The sequence below is a fragment of the Bacillus paralicheniformis genome, assembly GCF_001042485.2.
Lineage (GTDB): Bacteria > Bacillota > Bacilli > Bacillales > Bacillaceae > Bacillus > Bacillus paralicheniformis.
This window is the reverse complement of record NZ_LBMN02000012.1, coordinates 25,135-51,245: the sequence shown is the minus strand read 5'-3', so window position 1 is coordinate 51,245 and position 26,111 is coordinate 25,135. Positions and strand designations below refer to the sequence as shown.

27 protein-coding genes and 1 pseudogene are annotated in these 26,111 nt (G+C 46.9%); 23 read left to right on the top strand and 5 right to left on the bottom strand.

What is annotated here, in order from left to right; all coding sequences use genetic code 11:
- Window positions 1-11: 11 nt before the first annotated feature.
- From ACH97_RS09325 to ACH97_RS09255, 15 genes are all read left to right on the top strand, one after another.
- On the top strand, window positions 12-437 hold the full coding sequence (locus ACH97_RS09325; RefSeq protein ID WP_020451031.1) for a DUF2634 domain-containing protein: 426 nt from the start codon (window positions 12-14) through the stop codon (window positions 435-437).
- On the top strand, window positions 430-1,473 hold the full coding sequence (locus ACH97_RS09320) for a baseplate J/gp47 family protein (RefSeq protein WP_050820764.1): 1,044 nt from the start codon (window positions 430-432) through the stop codon (window positions 1,471-1,473). The genes ACH97_RS09325 and ACH97_RS09320 overlap by 8 nt, the downstream gene beginning before the upstream one ends.
- On the top strand, window positions 1,460-2,380 hold the full coding sequence (locus tag ACH97_RS24445; protein ID WP_048350281.1) for a YmfQ family protein: 921 nt from the start codon (window positions 1,460-1,462) through the stop codon (window positions 2,378-2,380). Before ACH97_RS09320 ends, ACH97_RS24445 begins: the two co-directional genes overlap by 14 nt.
- A 13-nt stretch (window positions 2,381-2,393) precedes the next feature.
- Window positions 2,394-2,780 (top strand): phage tail-collar fiber domain-containing protein, encoded by a 387-nt coding sequence (locus ACH97_RS09310; RefSeq protein WP_020451034.1) that lies wholly within the window; start codon window positions 2,394-2,396, stop codon window positions 2,778-2,780.
- A 15-nt stretch (window positions 2,781-2,795) separates the two neighbouring features.
- On the top strand, window positions 2,796-4,073 hold the full coding sequence (locus tag ACH97_RS09305; RefSeq protein ID WP_020451035.1) for a pyocin knob domain-containing protein: 1,278 nt from the start codon (window positions 2,796-2,798) through the stop codon (window positions 4,071-4,073).
- 63 nt (window positions 4,074-4,136) lie between these two features.
- Window positions 4,137-4,406, top strand: coding sequence for a hemolysin XhlA family protein (locus ACH97_RS09300; protein WP_020451036.1), 270 nt, complete (start codon window positions 4,137-4,139; stop codon window positions 4,404-4,406).
- 14 nt (window positions 4,407-4,420) lie between these two features.
- On the top strand, window positions 4,421-4,687 hold the full coding sequence (locus ACH97_RS09295; protein ID WP_041817189.1) for a phage holin: 267 nt from the start codon (window positions 4,421-4,423) through the stop codon (window positions 4,685-4,687).
- A 55-nt stretch (window positions 4,688-4,742) separates the two neighbouring features.
- Window positions 4,743-5,807 carry an acyltransferase family protein gene (locus tag ACH97_RS09290; RefSeq protein ID WP_048350282.1) on the top strand — a complete coding sequence of 355 codons (1,065 nt, stop codon included), beginning with the start codon at window positions 4,743-4,745 and terminating at the stop codon, window positions 5,805-5,807.
- An 80-nt stretch (window positions 5,808-5,887) separates the two neighbouring features.
- On the top strand, window positions 5,888-6,952 hold the full coding sequence (locus ACH97_RS09285; protein WP_020451039.1) for a peptidoglycan recognition protein family protein: 1,065 nt from the start codon (window positions 5,888-5,890) through the stop codon (window positions 6,950-6,952).
- Between the two features lie 100 nt (window positions 6,953-7,052).
- Window positions 7,053-7,739 carry a GntR family transcriptional regulator gene (locus ACH97_RS09280; protein ID WP_020451040.1) on the top strand — a complete coding sequence of 229 codons (687 nt, stop codon included), beginning with the start codon at window positions 7,053-7,055 and terminating at the stop codon, window positions 7,737-7,739.
- A gap of 12 nt (window positions 7,740-7,751) precedes the next feature.
- Window positions 7,752-8,768 (top strand): zinc-binding alcohol dehydrogenase family protein, encoded by a 1,017-nt coding sequence (locus ACH97_RS09275; RefSeq protein ID WP_020451041.1) that lies wholly within the window; start codon window positions 7,752-7,754, stop codon window positions 8,766-8,768.
- Window positions 8,769-8,788: 20 nt separating this feature from the next.
- On the top strand, window positions 8,789-9,886 hold the full coding sequence (gene uxuA / locus ACH97_RS09270) for a mannonate dehydratase (protein ID WP_020451042.1): 1,098 nt from the start codon (window positions 8,789-8,791) through the stop codon (window positions 9,884-9,886).
- Window positions 9,862-10,710: an SDR family oxidoreductase gene (locus ACH97_RS09265; protein WP_020451043.1), complete on the top strand. Its 849-nt coding sequence runs from the start codon at window positions 9,862-9,864 to the stop codon at window positions 10,708-10,710. The genes uxuA and ACH97_RS09265 overlap by 25 nt, the downstream gene beginning before the upstream one ends.
- A gap of 27 nt (window positions 10,711-10,737) precedes the next feature.
- On the top strand, window positions 10,738-11,751 hold the full coding sequence (locus ACH97_RS09260) for a zinc-binding alcohol dehydrogenase family protein (protein ID WP_020451044.1): 1,014 nt from the start codon (window positions 10,738-10,740) through the stop codon (window positions 11,749-11,751).
- Window positions 11,752-11,802: 51 nt separating this feature from the next.
- Window positions 11,803-13,074 (top strand): MFS transporter, encoded by a 1,272-nt coding sequence (locus ACH97_RS09255; RefSeq protein WP_020451045.1) that lies wholly within the window; start codon window positions 11,803-11,805, stop codon window positions 13,072-13,074.
- 70 nt (window positions 13,075-13,144) lie between these two features.
- On the opposite strand, the gene ACH97_RS24000 is transcribed toward ACH97_RS09255, so the two are convergent.
- From ACH97_RS24000 to ACH97_RS09235, 5 genes and pseudogenes are all read right to left on the bottom strand, one after another.
- Window positions 13,145-13,276 carry a hypothetical protein gene (locus ACH97_RS24000; RefSeq protein WP_023856733.1) on the bottom strand — a complete coding sequence of 44 codons (132 nt, stop codon included), beginning with the start codon at window positions 13,274-13,276 and terminating at the stop codon, window positions 13,145-13,147.
- A 93-nt stretch (window positions 13,277-13,369) separates the two neighbouring features.
- Window positions 13,370-13,543, bottom strand: coding sequence for a type II toxin-antitoxin system SpoIISB family antitoxin (locus tag ACH97_RS09250; RefSeq protein WP_020451046.1), 174 nt, complete (start codon window positions 13,541-13,543; stop codon window positions 13,370-13,372).
- A pseudogene (locus tag ACH97_RS09245) lies at window positions 13,543-14,240 on the bottom strand (type II toxin-antitoxin system SpoIISA family toxin). Before ACH97_RS09245 ends, ACH97_RS09250 begins: the two are co-directional and overlap by 1 nt.
- Window positions 14,241-14,349: 109 nt before the next feature.
- Window positions 14,350-15,348 carry an inorganic phosphate transporter gene (locus ACH97_RS09240; protein ID WP_020451048.1) on the bottom strand — a complete coding sequence of 333 codons (999 nt, stop codon included), beginning with the start codon at window positions 15,346-15,348 and terminating at the stop codon, window positions 14,350-14,352.
- A gap of 12 nt (window positions 15,349-15,360) precedes the next feature.
- Window positions 15,361-15,978: a DUF47 domain-containing protein gene (locus tag ACH97_RS09235; RefSeq protein ID WP_020451049.1), complete on the bottom strand. Its 618-nt coding sequence runs from the start codon at window positions 15,976-15,978 to the stop codon at window positions 15,361-15,363.
- A 331-nt stretch (window positions 15,979-16,309) separates the two neighbouring features.
- Between ACH97_RS09235 and ggt the strand changes: the two genes are divergently transcribed.
- The 8 genes from ggt (at window position 16,310) to ACH97_RS09195 (ending at window position 26,111) form a co-directional block, all read left to right on the top strand.
- Entirely contained in the window at window positions 16,310-18,067 is a 1,758-nt protein-coding gene (gene ggt, locus ACH97_RS09230) for a gamma-glutamyltransferase (protein ID WP_020451051.1), read from the top strand.
- Window positions 18,068-18,203: 136 nt separating this feature from the next.
- Entirely contained in the window at window positions 18,204-18,848 is a 645-nt protein-coding gene (locus tag ACH97_RS09225) for a YesL family protein (protein ID WP_020451052.1), read from the top strand.
- 13 nt (window positions 18,849-18,861) lie between these two features.
- On the top strand, window positions 18,862-20,598 hold the full coding sequence (locus ACH97_RS09220) for a sensor histidine kinase (protein WP_020451053.1): 1,737 nt from the start codon (window positions 18,862-18,864) through the stop codon (window positions 20,596-20,598).
- A 2-nt stretch (window positions 20,599-20,600) separates the two neighbouring features.
- Entirely contained in the window at window positions 20,601-21,767 is a 1,167-nt protein-coding gene (locus tag ACH97_RS09215) for a response regulator (protein WP_020451054.1), read from the top strand.
- A 146-nt stretch (window positions 21,768-21,913) separates the two neighbouring features.
- A complete protein-coding gene (locus tag ACH97_RS09210) occupies window positions 21,914-23,209 on the top strand; it encodes an ABC transporter substrate-binding protein (RefSeq protein WP_373368078.1) in 1,296 nt (431 codons plus the stop codon).
- 34 nt (window positions 23,210-23,243) lie between these two features.
- Window positions 23,244-24,161 (top strand): carbohydrate ABC transporter permease, encoded by a 918-nt coding sequence (locus ACH97_RS09205; RefSeq protein WP_041817190.1) that lies wholly within the window; start codon window positions 23,244-23,246, stop codon window positions 24,159-24,161.
- Between the two features lie 87 nt (window positions 24,162-24,248).
- Window positions 24,249-25,058 carry a carbohydrate ABC transporter permease gene (locus tag ACH97_RS09200; RefSeq protein WP_228119646.1) on the top strand — a complete coding sequence of 270 codons (810 nt, stop codon included), beginning with the start codon at window positions 24,249-24,251 and terminating at the stop codon, window positions 25,056-25,058.
- An 18-nt stretch (window positions 25,059-25,076) separates the two neighbouring features.
- A complete protein-coding gene (locus tag ACH97_RS09195) occupies window positions 25,077-26,111 on the top strand; it encodes a glycoside hydrolase family 88/105 protein (RefSeq protein ID WP_020451058.1) in 1,035 nt (344 codons plus the stop codon).

Below are 26,111 nucleotides of genomic sequence, written 5' to 3'. Positions count from 1 at the left end.
AGGTGGCTCGGATGGCTCTTTCACCGGAAGTATCTTTTGAAGATATCGAGGATGACAGCGAAGTGATTGAGACTTCAAAAACGTACAAAATTGATTTTGAAACGGGCAGGATGACGGGTGATATGATTTCAGGACTCGAAGCGGTCGAACAAATGGTTTACATGGCGCTGAGAACTGAGCGTTACACATATGCCGTTTACAGCCATAATATCGGAAATGAACTGCAGGAGGTTCTTTCAGATCATGAAACGACCGACGCTTATAAAGAAATGGAGATACCGAGACTGATTGAGGAAGCCCTCATATATGACGACCGAATTTCTGCGGTAACTGATTTCGAGATTGAGCGTCAAGGCGATGCCTTCCATGTGTCTTTTTCGGTTGAAACCGATGAAGGGACATTGGAAATCGAGGAGGTGATAGGGGAAGATGTTTGAAAACCAGACATTTGAAGAGATCATGGAACGCATGCTTGAGCGGATTTCAGATGAAATTGACAAGCGTGAAAACAGCGTCATTTGGAATGCGCTTGCCCCGGCAGCTGCCGAGCTGGCGCTTTCTTATATTTGGCTTGATCAAGTGCTGAATTTGGTTTATGCGGATACGGCTGAGGGCGAATATTTGGACAGAAGGGCGGCTGAGGCCGGTCTTGAGCGCTATCAAGCGTCCAAAGCCATTTGGTCAGCAGCCTTTACGGATGGCGTATCGGTTCCCCCCGGAACCCGCTTCTTTCTGGAAGACTTATATTTTACCATGCTCGAAGACGGCAAGCTTGAATGTGAAACGGCCGGGACAAAAGGAAACGCCAATCTGTCTGGGCGGCCTTTACTTCCGCTCGATACCATTCCAGGGCTTGAAAAGGCGGTTATGGGAAGTCTTGAAATTCCCGGCCGTGATGAGGAGACGGATGAATCGCTGTATGAAAGGTATTTGATCCGCGTCCGCCGCGAAGCGGTCAGCGCGAATCAGATGCATTACAAACAATGGGCCGAAGAAGTGGACGGCGTGGGCAAAGCGAAGGTCTTTCCGCTGTGGAATGGCGAGGGAACCGTAAAGGTTGTCATTACAAACGCGAAAATGGAACCTGCCTCTGATGCATTAATCGAAAGAGTCAAGCAATATATCGATCCCGATCCGGGAAAAGGGGAAGGTATGGCGCCGATCGGAGCTTATACTGCGGTTGAAAGTGCGGTCTGGAAAGACGTCAGCATATCTGCAAAAATCATTCCTGATTCAGGCCGGACGATCGATGAAGCCAAACAGGAAATTGCAGAAAAAATCACAGAGCTGTTTAAAGAAATGGCCTTTAAAGAAAGCGTCATCCGTCTCTCGCAAATCAACAACATGATCTATGAATCGTCCTCTGTCAGTGACTATTCGGAAGTCTTCATCAACGGGGAAGCGAAAAATCTGCAGTTGACAGAAACGGAAATTCCAAAGCTGGGGCAGGTGACCATCATTGAGCAAGATTGATGAAATGGCTTTTCATCTGCCGCCATACTTGACGGAAATCCGGGAGATCCAAGACATTTTAGCGGCCGAGGCGCCCGAATTTGAGAAGCAAAATCAAGAGATTTTCGATATAACAGACCAGCTTTTCGTCACGACGGCCACATGGGGGCTGGACAGGTGGGAAAAGATTTTGAATGTCAGACGCGAGGCTTCAGACGGCGTTGATATTCGAAGGGCGCGACTGTTAACCAAGATGTCCAATATTCCGCCGATTACTGCGCGCTCGATCGAGCGCGCGGTTAATGCTTTTTTAAAACAGCCGTCCGCCTCCGTCAGACTGACGGCCGGACGGTATCATTTTTTGCTGAGCGTAAACGGTGAAGATCTGCAGTTTATACCTTCGATTATTCAAACCGTCAATCATATGAAGCCCGCCCATTTGGCTTATACATTCCGGGGCGGGTTTCATTATGAATATCGGCCGCCGAAAAGCATTCATAACAGACTTGTTTTAAGAAGCAAAAACGGATTTTTCGGTACGATACCGGTTTATTTGGACGGACAGTATCTGCTTGATGATTCATTCTACTTGAACGGTTTTCGAGAAATCGACGGTCTGCCCCGCAGGTTTAAACAGCAGCTCACACTGCGCCACAAGAAGCGGCAATACATCCGGTCCGCCTCGAGCTTGACGATAAAGGCGACCGCTGAAAACCGGCGGAAACAGCAAACAAAAGCAGGCATGAAAACCGGCATTACCAATCAAAACAAACAGATCCAGTCCTTCAAAATCAGCTGCAAATGCGAGCATGAATTTAAGCAAGCAGGCGCGCTAGAAATGAGGGAGAAGTGGTGGACGTTAAACGGCGCATTTTTGCTCAACGGAACGAAGCAGCTGGCAGCAGCGGCGCAAAAAATCGCATTGTAAAGGAGAAATCAAAATGGCACAACAATTAACAGTGACAACGCTTTATGCGAGACAGCAAATGGCAAAAGCACGGGCTGAGGGGGGCAAGCTCACCAAAATCACAAAAATGGCTTTCGGAAACGGAGGTACAAACGATAAAGGTGAACCCGTTGCTTTACAGGGCAACGAACAGGCGCTGAAAAACGAACTCTTGCAAAAGGAAATCGACGGCTTTGTCTTCATGGAGCCGGCGAAAGTCCGCTATACATGCACTTTGGGAGAAAGCGAACTGGCAGGAGAGACGATCAACGAGCTTGCCCTTGTCGATGAAGCCGGAAAATTCACAGCGGTCAGAACGATGACAGACAAGCAAAAAGACGGCGACATCGAGTTCGTCTTCGAAATCGACGACATTTATTAAAGGAGCTGAAACAAGGTGGACATCCAAAAACCGAGACGCTTTGAAACAACAGACCGCGCCCATGCCGATTTATTTAACGAAGCGATAGATCAGCTGAATGTGAACGATGAACGGATTGCAAAGCGGGCTGAGGAAGCTGAAGAAAAGGCTAAAACGTATACTGATGCGCATGCCAGCGACCATTCGATTCACATCACTGACAAAGAACGGGAAAAATGGAGCGCAGGGCAGTTATATAAATTAACCGAAAATAACGGAAAAGTCTTTTACAGAGGCAGTTCAGAAACAACAGATTTTAACACTTTGACAGAGACAGGCATGTATCTCATCTATAATGAAGGAATCAACTCACCACCTTCATCAAATCGGATATTTTTGCTTGTCATGAGCTTCGGCAATACTTTAGTTCAGGCTGCTTATGAATCGTACGAAGGGAAACAGTCGTATTTTAGATTTAGAAAATCCGATTCAACAACATGGACGCCATGGCAGACCCAAGAAACGACTAATGGTGCGCAAGCCAAGGTTGATGCTCATGAACGAAATACAAATCTCCATGTGAATGAAGATGAACGGGAAAAATGGAACAATGCACAGTTATATAAAATTACAGATAGTAATGGAACGCGCACAAAACTGCCGGACGGAACGGATTTGTTAACGCTGCCGACAGGTTTTTATTATGCTATGGGCCATGTTGTTCAAAACAACCCTGTAGAAAACGACGACTCCTGGTTCAATTACGATGTAATTGAAACCGGTGCCGGAAGAAAGACGATACAAGCTTGGCGAAGCTATGACAACTCATTATGGTTAGGGACAATACACACTGACGGCATTTTCAAAGGCTGGAAAAAAGTGATGACAGTTGAAGACTTTAATAAAAGAACATATGTAGATACTTATGATCATGAACATTCTTCTGTTTCTGCGTCGGAGAATATTCCGACAAAATTAGTGTTTGGCGTCACAAGAGCTGATCATTTAGAAGAGTATAATATATCAAATTCGGAAATAACTTTAAAAAATAGCGGTCTTTATTTAATAAGGCTGTATGTTACTAGCAAAAACATTACGGTTAATTCAGAGAATATATTAAGTTGTTATGTCGGAGGAAAAGAGTATCAAAGACTGGGAACCTGGTACCCCGCAACAACAGATAATACATGTGTACTTTTTCTGCAACAAAAATTTGCAGCGGGTGATAAAGTTACTTTTTACATTACGCCAAGGAATACTGGGAAGGCTATAACCATTGCGACTGCATATGTCACCATGTCCCAAATTGGATAAGCAACATTTTATTTAATATGAAGACATATGGAAAGTGTATAAAGATTGGAGTGGAACTATTCGTTGACGATCTTAAATGAAACAAACATCTTTGAGAATGAGTTGAATGGAATTAAGGCTGATCAAAAATCACTCGAACAGCGCGTCAGCACACTCGAACGAACATCAGACCGCCACGATCAGCAAATCATCTCAATTAACGAAAAACTGAACAAAATCGAAGAGAATACAACTTGGATCAAGCGCAGCATCACAGGCGCGATCATTACAGCGGTCAGCACCGGCATCATCGGCGGAGCGATCGCTGTTTTTTATAATTTATTGCAGAGATAAGGGAGGACAAGATGATGAAACATATCGACAAAGGCACGGTCGTCAGAACGGTGCTTCTTTTTATTGCGTTAGTCAATCAGACGTTGATCATGTTTGGTAAGCCGGTTTTGCCGATTGGTGAAGATCAGATTAATACATTGGCGGACGCTCTGTATGTGGCCGGGTCTGCGGCTTTTACAATTACCGCATCACTTATTGCATGGTATAAAAATAATTATATTACGAGCAGAGGTCGGAGGCAGAAAGAAACCCTTAAAGAACAAGGCATATTAAAAAAATAATCGCTATTGTACTGCTGCTTCCCTTCGTATATCCTTAAAAAAGGAGGGAAGCCTGTTGATAGAAAAAGACTTGAAAATAAGTAACATTAAAGGATTGCTAATATTTTTAGTAGTCTTTGGACATTTAATCGAATTGTATAAGGGCAATTACTATCAAATCTTTGTATTGATTTATGCTTTTCATATGCCTCTATTTATTTTTATAAGCGGTTTTTTAGCCAAAAGAGCAACAGTAAGCAAAATAATCAACTTCTTTATATTGTATATTATTTTTCAATCATTTTTTGATTGGTACTTATATTTTATAGGTGATTACAAAACCTTGCAGTTTCATTTTGGTAAACCCCAATTTCATTTATGGTATATCGTAAGCATGATTTTTTGGTATGCTTTGGCGTGGGGTATCCATCAATTAAGACCAGGAAAAGTTGGCAAGACTATTATCTTTCTGATTGTTTTTGCACTTAGTTTTTATTCGCGCTGGTATACTGAACCTGTCGTCGAGTTTATAAAGGAAATATATCCGAATTTCACCTCGTATACACTCAGTTTTCAGCGTACAATTTCTTTTGCTCCGTTTTTCTTTGCGGGATTTTTCATTTCTAAAAATAAATTGAGAATGATTTATGAATCAATCCTAGAGAATATTGCAAAAGGGTTATTTGTGGTTACAGCGGTTGCAGCTATTTTCTATATTCAATACACTCCTAATTTGGAATCATTATTCAGAGGAAGTTTCGGAATGGAGCGATTCTTAAATGAAGGAGAGCGTTACCATGCAAAAATAATGTTGCATTATTTATTATCTGGGGGGCTTTGCTTACTTATATTAACGAGTGTAAAGGGAGAAAAAAGTGTTTTAACAAAATGGGGAGATCATTCCATTTCCATTTTTTTGTTCCATCCTGTCTTTGTATTTTTATTGAGAAGGACGGAGTTCATGGCCGATTGGAAAGCTGATACACAATTTATAGTTTACTTCGGAATTGCAATTTTGATCTCGGCTTTGTTAGGATCAAATTTCTTCTCAAAAATCAGTGCTTTTGTTACATCACCATTAACAACACTAAAAAAGCTTTTCGGTATTGTCAGTCAAAAGAAAAAATATAGAACAGATTAAGAGTCCTTTGGTAAGAGGGCTTTTTTCTTTTAAGAACTGCCATTGGCAGTTCTTTTTTAATTTGATAAGGAGTGTTTTAATTGGTCAAAGTCATCAAGAACTTTGTAAAAATCAATCAATACACCCGTCCCGGGCTGAAGCTTGCGGCAGTCAATGGAATTGTCATGCATTGGACGGCGACGCCCGGGGCCTCCGCTTTAAATGAGCGCAATTATTTCAATGGCACTTGCATTATTGACAAGCGTTATGCCTCGGCTCACTATTTTGTCGACCGCCATGAGGCACAGCATATTATTCCCGATCAGGAAGTCGCTTATCATGCGCATGATCAAAACCGCTGCTATGTCAGCTTCCTGAAGCCGAATGCCAATACCATGGCGCTCGGGGTCGAAATGTGCGTGGAAAAAGACGGTACAATCCATGAAAAGACGATTCGCAATGCGGCGGAGCTTGTAGCTGATTTGTGCAAGACATACGGTTTGTCCACAGATCGGATTGTCCGCCATTACGATGTCACCAACAAAAGCTGTCCAACCCCGTGGGTGAAAGATGCCGGCCAATTGTCAGCTTTCCGTAAAAGAGTAGACGCCATTTTGGGAACGAAAACCGTATCCGTGTCGGCTGCCTCCACCAGCAAAACAAGCTCATCGTCGGGCATTATACTCAAAAAAGGAATGTCAGGCGCTCATGTGAAAAAGCTGCAAACGCGCTTGATCGCGGCCGGTTTTTCGCTGCCCAAATACGGGGCGGACGGAAGCTACGGAAACGAGACGGTGCAAGCGGTTGCTTCTTTGCAAAAGAAAGCGGGAATTAAAGCCGACGGCATTTACGGCCCGTCAACCGAAAAAGCCCTCGCAGCCGCTGAAGCGTCAGCGGGCGGTAAGAGCAAGACATGGACTCTTCCCGCCGGCATTTATAAAGTGAAAAGCCCGCTGATGAAAGGAACGGCCGTCACACAAATTCAGACAGCCCTTGCGGCTCTTTATTATTACCCAGATAAAGGGGCCAAAAACCACGGGATCGACGGATACTACGGAGTGAAGACAGCAAATGCGGTGAAACGTTTTCAGCTGATGTACGGTTTGGGGGCGGACGGGATATACGGCCCGAAGACAAAAGCGAAAATGCTGGCTCTCTTGAAATAAAGGAACTTTTGAAAGTTCCTTTATATTTTTAAAATTTTCAAAAAACAGCTACCCCACAACCATACTTGTATGGTAGTATGGCGGAGAGGAGGTGAGAGTCATGACAATGAAACAATTAAACCCGCGTTCTGTCAGAGACCAAATCTATCAGATGCTGAAGGAAGAGATCATGAAGTTTCGGCTTGTGCCGGGTGAGCTGATATCGGAAAAAGAGATTTCAGAACGGTATGAAGTCAGCCGCACTCCGGTCAGAGAGGCTTTTTTGCAGCTGTCGAGAGAAGGGCTTCTCGAAGTCTATCCGCAGAAAGGAACCCGCGTATCGCTGATCGACCTTGATCTGGTGGAGGAAGCGAGGTTTATGCGGGAAAACCTGGAAAAGGCTGTAGCTGAACTGGCGTGTGAAGACTTTCCGGAGGAAGCTATGTTTAAGTTGGAGCAGAATGTGAAGATGCAGGAATTATCGATCACACAGAAAAACTATGAAAGTTTGTTTGAATTGGATGAAGCTTTTCATCAGACGATTTTTGAAGGCTGCGGAAAAGCGAATGTTTGGGCTGCGATTCAGCAGATGAACGTTCCCTTCCAAAGAATCCGTTTTTTAAGGCTTGCCGCCGATTTTAACTGGAACAACATTCATCAGCAGCACGCAGCATTAACAGAAGCGATTCGAACAAAACAGAAGGCGAAAGCCAAGAAAATTGCCGAAGAGCATTTGCAGCTGGTGATCGTCGATAAACAGATGCTCATTAATGAGTTTCCCGGTTATTTCAAAAGTAAGCGCTTTTAAAGGAGTGGTGATGTGAAAGCTGCGGTGATGACGAAGCCATTTTCAATTGAATTTCGCGACATTCCGCGTCCCGAACCGGCTAGCGGCGAAGTCCTTGTCAAGGTAAAGGCCGCCGGGATTTGCGGCAGTGATGTGCATTTTTACGACGGCTCAAATCCATATGCACAGTACCCTCAGATTTTTGGCCATGAGCTCGCAGGCATCATTGAAAAAACGGGGGCGGGGGTGAGGGAGCGATCCGCGGGCGAACGGGTCGTAATTGAACCGGCTATTCCGTGCGGAGGCTGCTACCCTTGTCGGAAAGGGAGGACAAACGCCTGTGTGAACATCGATATGATCGGATCGGTTCGCAGAGGAGGGTTCGCTGATTTTATCATTGTCCCGGAAACGCATGTCCATCCGATTCCTGAGCAAATGGATTTTGCGACCGCCGCGTTGTGCGAGCCGTTTTCAATCGGAGCGCAGGCGGTTCGGCGGGCGGATATTCAAACAGGAGAAACGATTGTCATATTGGGAATGGGTCCGATCGGGTTAACGATTTTGGCACAGCTTAAAAAGCGCTTTGACGTCCGTGTAATCGCTGTTGATCCCGTACGGGAAAGGCTTGAGCTTGCCGAGGCATTCGGTGCGGATGCCGTTATACAGCCTGGTGAAGAGGATGCCGAGCAAATGATTCTGAAGCTGACAGACGGAGAAGGAGCGGGGATTGTGTTCGAAGCGGCCGGGATTCCCGCGACGATTGAGCAATCAATCAGTTTGGCAGCTGCCGCCGGGCGCATTGTCATTGTCGGCTTAACGGGGGAGAATGTGACGATTCCGGGCCTTCTTCTCACAAAGAAAGACATTGAAATTTACGGGACTAAACACAGCGTCAATCAATTTCCCGGCGTCATTCAATTTTTGAATGAAAACCCTGAAATAGCCCGGTCTTTTGTGACTGAGATCATGCCTTTTACGGAAATAGAAGAGGCGTTGAAAAAAGCGAAAAACTGTCCCCATCAGGTCACAAAGATCATTTTATCTTATTGAATCGGTGAGGAGGAAGTGTGATGAAAATGGTTTTCAGATGGTATGGAGAAGGAAACGACTCCGTCACCCTTGAGCAGATCAGGCAGATTCCCGGTGTAGAGGGGATCGTTTGGGCGCTTCATCATCAGCCGCCAGGTGAAGAATGGCCATTGGAAGAAATTTTAGAAGTGAAGCGGCAGTGTGAACAGCACGGTTTTCACATTGAAGTTGTTGAAAGCGTTAACATACATGAGGATATTAAGCTCGGGCTGCCGACGAGAGATCTGTATATTGAAAAATACAAGCGAACGATTGAAAATTTGGCCAAAGCCGGCGTAAAGGTGATCTGCTACAATTTTATGCCTGTATTTGACTGGCTGCGGACCGATTTATACAAAAAGGCTCCAGACGGTTCCACCGCTCTGTTTTATGAGCACGCAAAGGTGCACACAATCGACCCTTTTGCGCTTGTCGATCAAATCGCCAAGCACCCCGAATTCACGATGCCGGGCTGGGAACCGGAGCGGCTGGAGCATCTGACAAGGCTGTTTGAAGCCTATCAAAATGTGACGGAGGAGGATCTTTGGAGCCATCTTCACTATTTTCTTGAACACATCATTCCAACCGCCGCACGCTGCGGAATCACAATGGCGATCCATCCCGATGATCCGCCGTGGCCGGTTTTCGGACTCCCGCGCATCATGACTTCAGGAGAAAGCATCGGAAGGCTGCTTCAGCTTGTCGATCATCCGGCTAATGGCGTGACACTGTGCAGCGGTTCATTGGGGGCCAATCCCGAAAACGATCTTTCCGCCATGATCCATGCGTATGCTGACCGGATTCCATTTGCCCATATCCGCAACGTCAAAGTCTACGAAAACGGCGATTTTATCGAAACATCGCACAGAACAAAAGATGGCACCGTTGACATTTGCGGGATTGTCAAAGCCTATCATGAAACAGGTTTTTCAGGCTATGTGCGTCCGGATCACGGCCGCCACATCTGGGATGAAAAGTGCAGGCCCGGCTACGGTCTGTATGACAGGGCGCTCGGTATCATGTATTTATGGGGCATATGGGATTCGCTTAATAGAGAAAAACGGGAGGCTTCACAATGCTTGAAATCCATGAAAATTTAGCGGGGAAAACTGCGGTCATCACAGGCGGCAGCGGGGTGCTTTGCGGCGCGATGGCGAGAGAGCTCGGCCGGCAGGGTATGAAAGTTGCCATTCTTAATCGAACCGTTGAAAAAGGAGAGCTTGTGGCCGAAGCTATTCGAAAAGCCGGCGGCGCAGCGATTGCCGTTGAGTGTGATGTTATCAATCAACGAAGCATTGAACGGGCGAAGCGCGTTGTGGCCGACCGATTCGGCGGCTGTGATCTATTGGTGAACGGGGCCGGCGGCAATCTCCCCAATGGCACGACATCAGATGAAACATTCAGCTCCGCGCACCTCTTCCAGGACAACATCAAGACATTATTTGATCTGAACTGCGATGATGTCGGTTCTGTTCTCAATTTAAACTTCCTCGGTTCTTTCATTCCAACACAGCAATTTGCAAAAATGATGCTGAACCAAAAAGGGGCATCCGTGATCAATATTTCTTCAATGAGCGCTCAAATCCCGATGACGAAAGTGCCTGCATACAGCGCGGCGAAAGCGGGCATCGACAATTTTACGAAATGGCTGGCCGTCTATCTGGCTGAAACGGGGATCAGGGTCAACGCCATTGCCCCGGGATTTTTCCTAACCAATCAAAATGAACGGCTTCTTCTTGATCAAAACGGCGAATTTACCGATAGAGCAAAGAAGATCATCTCTCACACCCCGATGAAGCGTTTCGGCAGCCCGGAAGATTTGCTGGGGACGCTGCTTTGGCTGGCGGATGAGAAGATGTCCGGATTTGTTACCGGTATAACAGTGCCGGTGGATGGCGGGTTTACGGCTTATGCCGGTGTCTAAACCATGCGATAAAGGGGAGGCCGATACATGAAGCAGATTGTGTGTGAAAAGCCTTATCATTTTAAAATGACGGATGTGAATATGCCGGAACTTAAGGATGGGGAAGCATTGGTCCGCATCAAACGGATCGGAATTTGCGGGACGGATTTTCACGCTTATTGCGGAAAACAGCCGTTTTTCTCTTATCCAAGAGTGCTCGGACACGAGCTGTCCGGTGAAATTGTCAGCATCGATGATACCGGCGGAATGCTTAAGCCTGGCGATCAAGTGTCAATTATTCCTTATTTGGAATGCGGGACATGCATGGCCTGCCGGAGCGGCCGGCCCAACTGCTGCGTGAATCTGAACGTCCTCGGTGTCCATACAGATGGGGGAATGCGGGAATACATAAACATCCCGGCAGACCACCTGCTAAAAACAGAAGGATTGACGCTCAGCGAAGCTGCTGTCATTGAATGTTTGAGCATCGGCGCCCACGCTGCAGAAAGGGCAAATATCAAAAAAGGGGAAGCGGTGCTTGTCGTTGGAGCGGGGCCTATCGGGCTCAGCGTGATGAGATTCGCAAAATTGAAGGGGGCGAAAGTCATCGCGATGGATGTCAGAAATGAGCGTCTCACATTTAGCCGTGAATGGGCTGAAGCCGATGAAGTTGTATTAGCGGGAGAACATGCGGCAGATGAGATCAAACGGTTGACGAACGGCGACTATCCGGCGGCTGTCTTTGACGCGACAGGGCACCTTGGATCGATGAACAGCGCTTATCAGTACGCCGCCCACGGGGGCCGGCTGATCTATGTCGGACTGGTTCACGGCCATCTGGTCATGCCCGATCCTGAAATCCACAAGCGGGAGCTGACCATTTTATCCAGCCGCAACGCATTAAGAAGCGATTTTGAGACGGTGATGAAAGCGATCAGGGATGGCGGAGCGGATGCGAACCGGTTTGTTACCGGTCAGATTGCGTTCCGCGATGTTGTTGACGGATTTCAATCAGCACTTGCTCCGGAAACCAATCCTGTGAAAGTGTTGATCCATCTGTAAAAACGCATAAAATGAAAACGTTTTCTAAATTCCGGAAAGAGGGGGTTGCCCATGTTTTCAAACGGCCGCGGGTTTGTCATCGTGATGCTTTTTTTGGCGGGAGTGATTAATTATTTGGATCGTTCAGCATTGTCTGTCGCCGCTCCTTTTATTCAGGAAGATTTGAACATACGTCCGGCGCAGATGGGCATGCTGTTCAGCAGTTTTTTCATCGGATATGCCATCTTTAATTTTATCGGCGGCTGGGCATCAGATAAGTATGGAGCGAAACATACGCTGTCGGCTGCAATGGTCGTATGGTCGGTTTTCAGCGGCGCCATTGCACTGACATATAATTTCGTCTCACTGTTTATCATCCGCGTCATTTTTGGCATGGGGGAAGGTCCGCTGTCAGCTGCAACGAGCAAGTCGGTCAACAATTGGTTTCCGCAAAAAGAAAGAGCAAGGGCGCTCGGCATGACGATGTGCGGAACGCCGCTCGGCGGAGCCATTTCAGGACCGATCGTCGGATTGATCGCGATCCATTGGGGGTGGAAAGCTTCCTTTGTGTTGATCATGATCATCGGGCTTATCTGGACTTGGTTCTGGATGAAATTCATGAAAGATAAGCCGGACGATTCCCGCAGTTTGTCCCCTGAAAAAGAAACGCATCCGAAAAAGGATACCGGGATCCCGCTGTCTTTTTATTTGAAGCAGCCGACCGTGCTGTTTACGGCATTCGCATTCTTTTCTTACAACTATATTTTATTCTTTTTCTTAACGTGGTTTCCGAGCTATTTAACGTCAGCCCGGGGGCTGAGCATACACGATATGAGCGTTGCAACGATGATACCGTGGGTTGTCGGATTTCTCGGTCTCGCGCTTGGGGGATTTATATCGGACTATCTGTTCAAGCTGACGGGCAAACAGATGTTTTCGAGAAAAGCCGTGCTTGTGTGCTGCCTTTTGGCTGCGGCGGTATGCATTGGGTTTGCCGGGCTTGTCACGACTGCGTTTGGAGCTGTTGCCCTTGTCGCACTATCGGTTTTCTTTTTGTATTTGACCGGCATCACATACTGGGCGATTATACAGGATATCGTTCATCCGGACAGGGTCGGGGGCGTGAGCGGATTCATGCATTTTCTTGCCAATACGTCCGGTATTATCGGTCCGACGGTTACAGGGTACATCGTCGAGTATACCGGGGCTTTCACAAGCGCTTTTTTGCTTGCGGGAGGGCTGGCGGTGGCAGGTTCTATTTGCGTCGCTTTGTTTGTGAAACCGATACGTTCTGAGAAGCTGCCTCAATCTGTTGCAGAAGGCGGACAGGGGCATCCTTTATGATGCACTTGCTGCTGCTGGAGGCATAAAAAACCCCCCTACTCAGCAGGGAAGGAGGGGGAAAGTCCAAGCTTCACGGTTTGTTTTTTCTTTTGTTCAGCGTTTTAATGATTTTCTCGCTTCTTCTTCTGAGAAGAGAGGTATAGTCTGACAGGCCAAATTTTGCGAAATCGACGTGTTTGACTTGTTTTTTCAGTTTTTTCACAGCATCACCTAATTCAGCGCTTTTAGTTGATTGGTTTATTGTATGTATGAAACGGGAAAACGGAATAAGGACGGGAGAATTTTCCCGTCCTCGTTAAGCTTTTTTTCTTTTATACTCGCCGATCAGCCGTTCGTTTTGCCGGAAAATCCGTTCGGTATGGGGGCTGACTTCGTATTTCGCGATATTGGTTTTGGATTGCCTTTTAAACATTTTAAAGGCGAGGCGCTTTTTTGCGCTTTCATGGTCTTGCTGAAAAGCAGGCTCCATCAGTCGTCACCTTCCTCTTCGTTTGGTAGCAGAAGATCATAGATGCTTGTTAAAGAAGTAAACAGGAGGTAGTCAAATTCTGTGACAAGGTCTTCTGAGGTTAACTTCATGACATAGTCAAAATCGTGGATGGAAAAAGGAATGAGGACCATTTTTCCGTTTTCTTCATAATAAACGTCTTTGCGCTCAAGCTTTTCTTGAACATCGAACCGGTTTTCCATATGCTCAAGCAAATGATCCTTGCTTTCTTCTGAATTATATTCGCAAAGTGCAGCGGATATATTCATTTTTTCGGCAAACCGTTTGATGAGCTTTTCGATCCCTTCTGCATACGCTTCTATATTTCCATAATAGATGTGGATCGGTTCGTTTTTCAATAGGTATTGAAACGTTTTCAGCCTGTTTTGATATGTGTGGAGGAGGTCGTTGTTTTCTTCGAGAAGCATTCTTGTGTCTGTCGCGAGTTCGGAGCTGCCGAGCTTTTTAAAGTAGGCGTTTAAGAAAATAAAAGCGTCTGTCAGCGTGAAAAAAACGGCAACGATCAAGTAATGAAGCGGGTTTGTGAAAGCAGGTACCACGTTTTTCGGATCGCGACCGTTTTTTCGGTGAGCTTTTTTTCAAAACGCCACACGGCAGCTACATACAGAGCCAGCGCCAAAACAATGAGCCAAACAAGGAATTGATAAAATAGCAGCATAACTGGTTTCCCTCTTCCCGAGAAATAGTGCAGTTCCTATTCTATTGTTATGCCGGCTTTCTTTTAAACATGAAAACTCCCGTCCTGGATTCGGACGGGAGTGTGCTGATTAAAAGAATAAATCAAGTATGAAATAGGCAAATGCACCGATAGTTGCCGAAATGGGAAGGGTAATGACCCATGTGATCAACATCCGCTTTGCGGTGCCCCAGTTAACGCCTTTCACCCGGTGGGAAGCGCCCACGCCTAAAATGGATGAAGAAATGACGTGTGTCGTGCTGACAGGCAAATGGACGATCGTCGCACCAAAGATGATGAGGGCTCCCGTCAAATCTGCAGAGACACCGTTGACGGGACGGATCTTCATGATTTTTCCGCCGACGGTTTTGATGATTTTCCAGCCGCCGACAGATGTTCCGAGTCCCATGGCTGTGGCGCATGCAAACTGCACCCAGAACGGGATATCGGTTGTACTGTGCAAGTTACCCGCAATTAAAGCCATCGTAATGATACCCATCGCTTTCTGTGCATCGTTCGTGCCGTGCGTATAGGACTGTATGGCAGCTGTCGCGATTTGAACGCGCCGGAACCGCTTATTCGTTTTGGCCAGATTGCTGTTCTTAAAAATGACTTTGACGATGCTGTAGATCAAATATCCTAAAACAAACGCCAAAACGGGCGATAATATAAGTGCTTCGATAATTTTAATAAATCCGTGGTATTTAATCGCGGCGAATCCTTCCGATGCAATGACAGCTCCGGCAATCGCTCCGATGATCGCGTGGGATGAGCTGCTGGGAATGCCGAAATACCAAGTCACCAGGTTCCATGTAATGCCCGCGATAAGAGCTGCAAGGATCACGACCGATCCGTTTTCCAGTTTGAAAGGGTCGGCGATATCGCTCGTAATGGTTTTCGCTACGCCTGTGAACGTCATGGCGCCGGCGAAGTTCATGACAGCCGCCATTATAATGGCGTGCCTTGGTTTTAACGCTTTTGTCGATACCGAGGTGGCGATCGCATTTGCCGTATCATGAAACCCGTTGATAAAGTCAAATGCCAAAGCAAAGATGACAATCAATATGGTTAATACAAATAAAAGATCCATTATAATCCCTCGTTACGCATTTTTCATTATGATGGTTTCTAAATTGTTTGCTACACTTTGGCATGAATCTGCGATTTCTTCAAGCGTCTCATAGATTTCCCTGTACTGGATCACTTTAATCGGATCGGTCTCTTTTCCGAAAAGATTCTTCAGCGATTTGCGGTGCAGGTTATCGCAGTTATGTTCGTATTCTTTAATTTTAATGGCGTGCGGCTGAATTTCATTCAGGCGATTTTCCGCCAGCAATTCAATCGTCAGCAGAATTTCTTTTGCGCATTCTCTGATATAGCCGCTGAATTTATCAATATGCTCATCTGAAGATGTGATCGAGAAGATTTCCATCATGGCTGAAAAGTGTTCGATGCCGTCGAGTACATCATCGAGGCTGTTTGTAAGCTGAAGGATGTCTTCGCGTTCGATCGGCGTGATAAATGCTTTGTTCAGCTCCTTAATCATCGTATGTACATAATTATCTCCTTTTGTCTCATACTCTTTTAAGGTATCCGCGAATTCTTTAAGGGTTGTCTGATTCGTCACTTTATAGTTAACAAAATACTCAGCTGTTTCGTCTAAATTTTTTGCAATTTCCATCAAAAGCACGGAAAACTTGTCTTTTTTTCTTTTCAACATTTGTAACCCTCCATTGTTTAAATGAGACAATGCACACATCAAAATATTATATAACTTTTTGTCGAAAAAAAACAGGTGCAGTCGAAAAAAACCATTTAATTTTTAGATATTCACATCTTTTAGATGGGCGCAAGCACCAGCTGCATCCGGGATTTTATGATGATAATAGGTGTTTTCTCCTTTCAGCTAATTGTGTCAAAAGAACGAATGACAGGGTTTTTTTGTTGAATTTGGGAGTTTAGGTTCAAAAAAATAGAAAATTGGGAGTTTTCCTTATTTTCAGTTCACTTTCCTGTTATAGTAGTAATAAACTGGAAAGGAATGTGATCTGATGAGACGGTTAGCTTTCTTAGTTGTTGCGTTTTGCTTGGCGGTTGGTTGCTTGTTCAGTCCGGTGTCAAAAGCAGAAGGGGTCATGAGCGGCGGAGATGGTGATAAAGTCGCCGTCGGGAAAGACGGTATGGTGGCTACGGCCCATCCGCTTGCATCAAAAATCGGAGCCGAGGTTTTGAAAAAGGGCGGGAATGCCATTGATGCAGCAATTGCGATTCAGTATGCACTGAATGTAACGGAGCCGATGATGTCGGGAATCGGCGGCGGCGGATTCATGATGGTCTACGACAGCGAGACGAAGGAAACGTCGATTGTCAACAGCAGGGAGCGTGCTCCAGAGGGTGCCGAACCTGACATGTTTTTGGATGAAGACGGAAAGGTGATTCCTTTTTCAGAAAGGTCGAGACACGGAAATGCGGTCGGTGTGCCGGGAACGCTGAAAGGGCTCGAAGCAGCGCATAAAAAGTGGGGAACGAAGAAAATGGAAGACTTGATCTCGCCTTCAATTAAGCTTGCAGAAGAAGGGTTCCCGATCGATTCGGTTTTAGCCGATGCGATAAAGGACCATCAGGACAAGCTGAGCAAAACGGCCGCAAAGGATATTTTCCTTCCGGACGGTGAACCTTTAAAAGAAGGCGATATTCTCGTACAAAAGGATTTGGCCAAGACGTTTAAATTAATACGGAAAGATGGGTCAAAAGCCTTTTATGATGGAGAAATCGGCCGGGCGATTGCGGATGTCGTGCAGGATTTCGGGGGTTCGATGACACCTGATGACCTGTCCCGCTATGAGGTCACAACAGATAAGCCGATCTGGGGCGAGTACCACGGCTATGATATCGCAAGCATGCCTCCTCCAAGCTCAGGCGGAGTGTTCATGCTGCAGATGCTGAAATTAATTGACGATTTTCATTTATCGCAATACGATCCAAAATCGTTTGAAAAATATCATCTGCTCGCGGAAACGATGCACCTCGCCTATGCGGACAGGGCGGCATATGCAGGCGATCCGGAATTTGTCGATGTTCCGCTCTCAGGGCTGCTCGATCCCGATTATATTAAGGAGCGGCAGCAGCTGATCAGCCTTGATTCGATGAACCGCGATGTGAAAGCGGGCGATCCGTGGAAATACGAGGCGGGAGAGCCGAATTATGAAATCGTGCCTCAGCCTGAAGATAAGACGATCGGGGAGACGACACATTTTACCGTCACGGACCAGTGGGGCAATGTTGTCTCTTATACGACTACGATTGAACAGCTTTTTGGAACGGGGATTTTAGTGCCCGGTTACGGACTGTTTTTAAACAATGAACTGACCGATTTTGATGCGGTTCCAGGCGGAGCGAACGAAGTCCAGCCGAATAAAAGGCCGCTTTCAAGCATGACGCCGACGATCGTGTTTAAAGACGAAAAACCGGTGCTGACTGTCGGTTCCCCGGGAGGAACGACGATCATTGCTTCCGTTTTCCAGACGATCTTGAATTACTTTGAGTACGGCATGAGCCTTCAGGATGCGATTGAAGAGCCGAGAATCTATACGAACAGCCTGACTTCGTACCGCTATGAATCCGGAATGCCGAAGGATGTCAGACTGAAGCTCAATGACTTCGGCCACAGATTCGGCGCGAATCCGGTTGAAATCGGCAATGTCCAAAGCATTTTCATTGACCGGGAGAACAAAACATTTATGGGGGTTGCCGATTCGAGCAGAAACGGGACGGCGGTCGGCGTCAACATTAAGACATCGGCTAAATAGCGGAAGCAAGGGGCTTGGTCTAAGGCTTTTAGATCAAGCCTTCTTCCGTCTGTCAGCGGGGAAAAAAGGATTTTTTTCGAAAGAAGAGAAATATATTTTTTGTAAGCGTTTACTAAATTTGCGAAGGAGGGAGACCATGATTCACACGTTGGCAAATGGATTTTACCGCTTTTGCGAGTGGGTGATGCGGCTCGCCTATTTGAATCTGCTGTGGATCGGCTTCACGCTGGCGGGAGCGGTCATCTTCGGTTTAGCGCCGGCGACTGCCGCGATGTTCGCTGTGACAAGACAGTGGGCGCTGGGAAAGACGGATATCCCGGTGTTTCAGACGTTTTTTCAGGCGTTTAAAAAGAAATGGGCCAAAGCAAGCGTTCTCGGTTTGATATTGGGTCTGGTCGGTTTATTGCTGATTGTTGATTTTCAAATTGCGGCCGTCTATTTTCACGATCAGCCGGTTATCTTAAGCCTGTTCATCAGTTTGTTTATCATTTACGCCATCATCCTCTTATACGCTTTTCCAATTGATGTCCACTACGATTTAAAACGGAGTGCAGTGCTGAAATACAGCTTTATCATCGGCTTTTCCCGTCCGCTCACCTCGTTTTTCATGCTGATCAGCGCGTTTGGCATGATTCTGCTCGCTTTATTTCATGTCACATTTCTTCTGTTTTTCAGCGGCAGCGCTTTAAGCTTCATTTTGACGAAGCTCTCGTTTCAGGCGTTCCGAGCAATCGACGGGCGCCGGACAGATAAGCAGGCTGCCGTCACACGCTTGAAATGAAGGTGTTCGTTCGGTGAACCGCTATCAGCATTTAAAAATTAAAGATCAATTGTTTATCTTGATTTCACTGATCATGGCCGTTTCGCTCATCCTGATCTTGAGCGGCGTTCAATACGCGTTCCGTGTATATGACCAGCAGATTTACAGGAAGTCGTCACAGGTGCTGATGCTATCATCAAAAAGCATTGAAGATGAATTGAAAAAGATTGAGGATGTGTCATATCAACTGACCACTGACGCTGACATCCAAGCGAACCTTCTGAAAGCCGGCCGAGGCCAAAACAAATACGGGCGCTACCGGATGAAAAGCAAAATTTGGGATAAGCTTGCCGAATATACCGGCTCTAAGCGGTACATTAAATCGATTCATTTGTTTGATGCTTCCGGCACCGAGTATTCCGCAGGGGCGAATTTAACCGAAGCATTGCGGGAGCAAAAGAATGCGCTGATCGAAAAAGCGTCGCGCCAAAAAGGCAGCAACACGTGGGAGCCCATGCCGGGTGAAACCGGCGAGCTGTTATCCGTCCGGGAAATCCGCTCCTATGAGCGTTTAAACCTTGACCATCTGGGAACAGTGGTGATTGTCGCCGATTTAAAACGGGTGATTGGCGATCTTCCGAAAGACTGGGGGGAAGGCGCGGGCAAGATTGCGATGTCGGACGGGCGGGAGCTGTTTTTTTCTGAAATACCTTTCAGCCAAACCGATGGACTTCGTTTATCTTCCCATGCTGAAAACGGATATGACATTGTGGAGGAAAACGGCCAGCGCTTTTTCGTTTCATATGTCAAATCAGCGTATAAGAATTGGACGTATTGGAGCCTGATCCCCTTTGACGCTATGTTTTCGAAAATCTCTGCGATGAAGACGATCCTGATTTCCCTTTTTATCCTCTTCTTTCTGATTGCGGTCCTCTTTGGAAGAAAAATGGCCAGGGGCATTACGAGTCCGATTGAGAAGCTGGTGGCAGCCATGAAAAATGTCCAAAACGGCGATTTTAAACTGGCGCCGCTCACTCGCGCTCCTTCAGACCGGCAGGATGAAGTCAGCGTCTTAAACCGCAACTTTTTTACGATGGTTGAACGGATCAATGAACTGATTGCCGAGAACTACAAGAAGCAGCTGATGCTGAAAGAGACGGAATTTAAAGCGCTCCAAGCGCAAATCAACCCCCACTTTTTATACAACACGCTCGAGTCGATCAACTGGCTGGCAAAAACGAACCATCAGCCGCAAATTTCAAAGATGACTGAATCTCTCGGGTTTTTGCTCAGGAATGCCATCAATATGAAAACCGACGTGCTGACGATCGAGGAAGAAGCTGAAATTGTGCTCCACTATTTTACGATTCAGCGTTTTCGCTTTGAGGAGCGGCTCGTTTTTGAGCTCGACATTGAGCCGGCGGTGAAAAAATGCCGCGTGCCTAAGCTTGTTCTCCAGCCTTTGGCTGAAAATGCGATTACATACTGTCTCGAGCCCTTCATTGAACCTTGCCATATTCACATTAAAGCATATAAAAAAGGCGGGCTTGTGTATTTAACGGTTGCTGACAACGGACCGGGCATGGATGAAGACTTTTTGGAAAAAGCGAGAAAAGAGCTTGTCCGGACAAGAGGCAGAGGAATCGGGCTGCAAAATATCGATGAGCGCATTCAGCTGATGTTTGGCAAAGGGTACGGCTTGACGATTTCAAGCGAAAAGAACAAGGGAACCGAAATGATGATTAAAATACCATTTCAAAGCGGGGTGTGATGATGTATAAAGTGCTGTTGGCGGACGATGAACGGATTATTCTCGACGGCATCTCCAGCATGATCGAATGGAATTCGTTCGGGACGTCTTTGATCGGAGCCGCGCAAAACGGGATTGACGCCTACCGCCTGATTATGGAAGAGCGGCCCGATATTGTGATCAGCGATATTAAAATGCCCGGGATGGGAGGACTCGAACTGATCGAGAAAGTATCCCGCGACCACCCGTCAATCCGGTTTATTTTGCTGACGGGCTTCGGCCAGTTTGAATATGCAAAAAAAGCAATGTCATACGGAGTCAGGCATTATTTGCTCAAACCCTGCAATGAAAGCCACATTACAGATTCGCTTCAAAGCGTGATCGGCGAGCTGAAAAAAGAGGAATCGGCACAAAAAGTGAAAACCGATCTGGAGATGATGAAGCCGCATCTTATGAAGCAGATGCTAAAAGAGCTGGTTACGGGCGGCCGCATCGAGGATGAAACGTGCCTGCGCTTCTTTTCAGAGCAAAAGGTCATCAGGCTGATCCTGTTTTCCGTCCGGGACGGGGATGACAAAGACTATGCACGAGGCGTTGAGTCGATTGCGGATGAGGTGCTGAACGGTTCTGTCATCGCTTCGGCCCGCGTTCAACAAGTGCTTGTCTGTGCAGTAGACGGAGCATTGGCTCCCGCCGTGCTTGAGGAAAAAATGAAAAGCGTCCAAGAGCTTTCACGCCATCTGCTTCAATTTGAACCTGAAGCATCACTCAGCGAAAGCGGCAGTATCAGCGAAGCCTCCGTGATGTATGAAAAGGCATACGCACAGATCGTCCAAGATGAAGGAGAGACATCGGTTTTAATCGGGAGGATGCTCGATCTCATCGAAAAGGAAGCCTCAAATCCGAAGCTTTCGCTGAAATGGGCAGCCCGCAACATGCTGTACATGAATCCGGATTATCTCGGCAAGCTGTTTAAACAGGAAACCGGTGAAAGGTTTTCAAGCTATGTCGCAAAGGTGCGCATCGAAAAAGCGATCGCGAAAATGAAGAAGTCTAAAAACACGGCCATCGGCGCACTGGCAGAGGAACTGGGGTTTGGCCATAATCCGAAATACTTCAGCCTTGTTTTTAAAAAATACACGGGACTCACCCCGTCAGAATTTCGAAAAAAAGAAGAAAACACGTTTTAATGCCGCCGGGTATATCCGGCGGTTTTTTGCGTATTGACGGAATCTCTGTTTTTTTAACATTCTTCTCTGTTTTTTGAGTTTCTGGGACAAAAAGTTGAATTTAAAATGAAATGTAAGCACTTACAAAACAAGGAGGGGAAATGTTGATGAGAAGATTTGTGTTTTTCTCATTTTGCGTTTTGCTGACGCTCGGCCTGTTCGGATGCAGTTCAAACACTGAAGAGGCGGCCGGTGCGGACGGCAAAAAGAAGGTTACCTTGAGGGTCGCGTGGTGGGGCGGACAGCCTCGGCATGATTATACATCAAAAATCATCGAGCTGTATGAAAAGGAACATCCGCATGTCAAAATCGAAGCGGAGTTTGCGAATTGGGACGATTATTGGAAAAAGCTTGCCCCGATGTCTGCGGCGGGTCAGCTGCCAGATGTGATTCAGATGGATATGGCGTATTTATCCCAATACGGCAAGAAAGGCCAGCTTGAAGATCTGACTCCGTACGTCAAGGACGGGACCATCAATACCGAAGCGATTGATGAAAAGACGATCAAAGGCGGCAAAATCGGTGATCAGTTATACGGCTTCCCGCTCGGTGTGAATGTGCTGTCGGTGATTACAAATGACGACATGCTAAAAGAAGCGGGCGTTGAGATTGACGACGGCAGCTGGACGTGGACCGATTTTGAAAACCTGGCGCTAGAGGTCGAGGAGAAGACGGGGCAATACGGTTCAAACGGCATGCATCCGCCTGATGTCTTTTTCCCTTATTACTTGAGGACGAAGGGCGAGCGCTTTTATAAAGAGGACGGCACAGGCCTTGCTTATTCAGACGACAAGCTGTTTGTCGATTACTTCAAGCGGCAGGTGAAGCTCGTTGATGAAAAAGCATCGCCGACACCTGATGAAAGCGCGCAAGTGAAGGGAATGGAGGACGATTTTATCGTTAAAGGCCGAACGGCTGCAACATGGAATTATTCAAATCAGTTTTCGGCGTTCGCACAGCTGACCGATGCGCCTCTTTCATTAAAGCTGCCTCCTGAACAGGCGAAAGAAAAAGCGCTGTTTTTAAGGCCGAGCATGCTGTTTTCAATCCCGAAAAGCTCCGAGCGAAAAAAAGAAGCTGCTGCATTCATCGACTTCTTTATTAACAATGAAAAAGCCAATGCCCTGATCAAAGGAGAAAGAGGCGTGCCGGTTTCCTCCAAAATTGCGGAAACGGTGAAGAAAGAACTGAGCGAAGAGGAGAAAAAGATTTTCGAATATGTCGAACGGGCTTCGGAGTCCGCAGGAGAAGCGGAACCGCCTGAACCGATCGGCAGCGCCGAAGTTATCAAACTGCTAAAAGACACGTCAGACCAGATTTTGTTTAAAAAGATCACGCCTGAAGAAGGAGCCGCGAAGTTCAGAAAAGAAGCGGACGCGATACTGAAAAGAAACCAACAATGATAAGCGGGGCAAGTGGAGGAAGGCCGCTCATCAAATGCAGGAGGAAGTGAACGTGAAGCGAAAAAAAAGAATTGACAATTTGGCGGGTTACGCCTTTATTTCCCCGTTTATTATCGGATTTTTATGCTTTACCGTCATTCCGATGGGAGCCTCGCTGTTTCTGTCTTTTACAAGCTACGATCTGTTCACCGCGCCCAAATGGGTCGGCCTTGACAATTATAAGGCGATGCTGACAGATGATGAAAAGTACTGGGGCTCGCTGAAAGTGACGTTTTATTACGTGCTCGCCGGTGTTCCGCTGCGCCTCGCGTTTGCGCTTTTCATCGCGGTGATTTTGAACAGAGCCGAAAAAGGTGTCGGCATTTACCGGACGCTTTTTTATCTCCCGTCCATTATCGGCGGCAGCGTGGCGGTCGCGATTATGTGGCGAAATGTATTTGGCAATGACGGTGTTATCAATGCGCTTTTATTCTTCCTCGGTTTTGACAAGAAGATTCTTTGGTATCAGGACCCGACAAGCGCATTGTGGACCTTGATTCTTTTGTCGGTGTGGCAGTTCGGCTCTTCCATGCTGATCTTTCTTGCCGGATTGAAAAATATCCCGCCGATGTATCAGGAAGCGGCAAGCGTCGACGGTGCAAACAGATTTCAGCGGTTTTTTCTCATTACGCTCCCGCTTCTCAGCCCGATCATCTTTTTTAACCTGGTGATGCAGACCATTTCAGCCTTCATGACCTTTACGCCGGCCTACATTATTTCAAAAGGGGAAGGCGGTCCGCTTGACGGGACGCTTTTGTATTCCCTCTATTTGTTCCAGCGGGCCTTCAACTTTTTCCAAATGGGCTACGCATCGGCGATGGCATGGGTGATGCTGATCCTGATCGGCCTTGTCACATTCATATTGTTCAAAACTTCATCCTTATGGGTGCATTACGAATCGAAGGAGGGGTAGCTGGTGAAGCCGGTAAAAGACATTTCGGGGCGGGCAGCGCCTGCCCCGCTTCCCACAGGAAAGGGAAAGAAAAGAGCCGGGCATCTCGTGTTTCATATCGCGACTGCCAGTCTTGCGATCATCCTTTTGTATCCCGTTATCTGGCTGATTGCAAGCTCGTTTAAAGAAAGTGCGAGCATATTCGCCACATCCCATTCGCTCATCCCGGACCCTTTGATCCTGTCCAATTATACGGAGGGCTGGAAAGGGATCGCCGGACAGCCGTTCATCACATTTATTAAAAATTCGCTTATTATCGTCGGCCTCTCGACGGTCGGCGCGGTTTTGTCCTCAGCGTTCATCGCTTACGGATTCGCGCGGATCCCGTTTAAAGGGAAGGCATTTTGGTTTAGCTGCATGATGGTGACGATGATGCTGCCGCACGAGGTGCTGATGATTCCGCAATACATCATTTTTGCAAAGCTGGATTGGCTGAATTCATTCAAGCCGATCGTTGTTCCCCAATTTTTCGGGCACGCGTTTTTTATCTTTCTGATGATTCAGTTCATCAGGACGATCCCGGTAGAACTAGATGAAGCGGCAAAAATTGACGGCTGCAGCCGTCTCGGCATCTTTTTCAGAATCATTTTGCCATTGATCGCGCCGGCGCTCGCGACGTCCGCCATCTTCTCGTTTTACTGGAAGTGGGAGGAGCTGATCAATCCGCTTCTTTACTTGAACAAGCCGGAGCTTTACCCGGTTTCTCTGGCACTAAAGCTGTTTTTAGATACGGAAACGGCGTCTAACTGGGGGGCGATGTTTGCGATGTCAGTCGTCTCACTCGTCCCGGTAATCCTCGTGTTTTTCGTTTTTCAAAAATCAATCGTCCAAGGAATCAGCATGAGCGGATTAAAATAACAAAGGAGAGAAAAGTGCATGACAAAGCTTGTTTTTGATGAAGAAAAACTGAATGAAGTGATCGACAGAATCGTCAAGCGGACATTTGAGATGGATTTCGAATGGGATTGGCCGGGCGGCGTCGCGTTTTACGGCGTCGCTGAGGCGTATGAAGCAACCGAAAATGACGAATACCTCGAACTTTTGAAAAACTGGACGGATGAAAAACTTGAAGACGGCTTGCCTAAGCTGTCGATCAACGGGGTATCCATCGGGCATACCCTTCTGTCGCTCTACCAGGCGACAGGAGATGACCGTTATCTTGACACCGCCCGGCAAATGGCGGACTATGTGCTCCGCGAAGCGCCCCGATTCGCAGACGGGATTTTGCAGCACACCGTCAACTCAGAGAAACATGTATTCCCTGAACAGGCATGGGTCGATACGATGATGATGGCGGGCTTGTTCCTTCTCCGAATCGGAAAACTTGTCGGCAGCGAGGAATATTTTGAAGACGGGCTGCGCCAGTATCACGGCCATGAAGAATTTTTGCAGGACATGGAGACCAATCTTTATTATCACGGATGGGACCATGTGGCCAAAAACAATCTGTCAGGCATATTTTGGGGAAGGGGAAACGGATGGGCAGCTTTGACGATGGCAAAAGCGCTCCCTTTGATCGATGTTACGCATCCTTCATATATGATCATTGACGGTTCGCTTCGAGACTTGTTGAGCGCGCTTGTCAGGCTTCAGCATCCTTCTGGTTTATGGCACACCGTACTGACGGATCCTGATTCATATCTTGAAGTGTCGGGATCTGCGGGGATTGCTTCCGGCCTGCTGTACAGAGGCTCGCTATACCACAAATCCGTTCAGAAGGCGCTCTCAGCTATAACAGATGCGGTCGCGCCTGACGGAAGGGTGGAACGCGTTTCAGCGGGCACAGCGGTGATGCGGGATGCGCAGGGTTACAAAGACGTTCCGTATAAACGGATTCAAGGCTGGGGACAGGGGCTTGCCCTGACTTTTTTGGCCGACGTCGTCCGCTCCAAGTCGCGTGCGTTCCAATAG